The sequence below is a fragment of the Actinoplanes sp. KI2 genome, from assembly GCF_025630775.1.
In the GTDB taxonomy this organism is placed as follows: Bacteria; Actinomycetota; Actinomycetes; order Mycobacteriales; family Micromonosporaceae; genus Actinoplanes.
This window is the reverse complement of sequence record NZ_JAOSZE010000120.1, coordinates 1-1,317: the sequence shown is the minus strand read 5'-3', so window position 1 is coordinate 1,317 and position 1,317 is coordinate 1. Positions and strand designations below refer to the sequence as shown.

At 67.8% G+C, this 1,317-nt stretch carries 1 protein-coding gene; it reads right to left on the bottom strand.

Annotation, left to right across the window (positions count from 1 at the left end; genetic code table 11):
- Window positions 1-121: 121 nt before the first annotated feature.
- On the bottom strand, window positions 122-1,267 hold the full coding sequence (locus ODJ79_RS46540) for an IS701 family transposase (protein WP_263030179.1): 1,146 nt from the start codon (window positions 1,265-1,267) through the stop codon (window positions 122-124).
- Window positions 1,268-1,317: the final 50 nt, after the last annotated feature.

The window sequence follows — 1,317 nt, the reverse complement described above, 5'->3', positions numbered from 1 at the left end:
CGGGCTTGTTGCTGGCGTCGGCGTCGAAAGCGGGACCAGTGCCAGATGTGTTCAGCGGTGTGTTTGCCGGTCAGGGCGAGTTTGGTGAGCAGGCGGCGGATCTCGTTGCTGGTCAGCGGGATCAGCTTGCTGCCGTCTGTGCATGGACCCCTTTTGCGGCCTCGGCGGCACGGGTCACGACCAGGAACGCGGCGGCCGTCATGGCCAGAGTGATGTGGGCATACCAGGCGTCGTAGCGACGGACCTGGTACTGGTCCAGGCCGACCTCGTTCTTCGCGGTCTGGAACGACTCCTCGATCGCCCAGCGAGAACCCGCGACCCGGACCAGATCGCGCAGCCGGATCCCGCGCCGGCCGAAGCAGCGGTAGTAGGCGATGTCGCCGGTGCTGATCGACCGGCGGGCCAGGACCCATCCCCGGCGCCCATGGGCAAACCCGGTGCGGATCGGGGCCCAAGCCCAGTCGTATGTCCGGGGACCGTGGACGCCGTCGCCGCAGGACATCCGCCGCCATGCCCCAGCCCGGATCGTGCCGATCACCGTCTTGACGGGGCTGACGGTGTGCAGCCCAGCGGGGACCTCGTCGTCGTTGCGGGTGGCCATCACGTAGGCGATGTCCTGCTCTTCGAGCCAGTTGCGCAGCCCGGGGTTCTGCCCGAACGCCTCGTCAGCGGTGAACCAGGCGAACGGGACCCCGGCGGCGACGGCCCGTTCCAGCATGGTCCGGGCCTGCTGCGGCTTGGTGGCGAACTCGACACCGTCGGACACCGCCGCCGCCGCGCACCGGTCCGGGTCGTCGGTCCAGGACTTCGGCAGATACAACTCCCGGTCGATCAACGCCCGGCCTCTCGGCGAGGCGTAGGCCAGGAACGTGCCGATCTGACAGTTCTCGACCTTGCCCGCAGTTCCGGAGTACTGCCGCTGGACACCGGCCGAACGTGTGCCCTTCTTGACGAACCCGGTCTCATCAGCGATCAGCACGCCGCCGGGATCGCCGAGGTGTTCGACCAGGTAGTCACGGATGTCGTCACGGACCAGATGCGGATCCCAGCACGGGCTGTACAACATCTCCTGCACCGCGTTCGGGGATCGCCGGCCGGCATGCTCGGCAAGGGTCCAGCCGTTACGCCGTTCCAACGGCGCCAACAGCCCACGCACGTACGCAAACGCCAACCGGCGCGGCTCGACCCGCGAAAACCGGCCCGCGATCACCGCGAACAGATCATCCAGACCCGACTGCCACTCCGCGAGTACCTCGCCACCCAGCATGACCGGTCAACGAGTCACCACCGCTCAAGTCGCAACACCGGGTTGCAGTA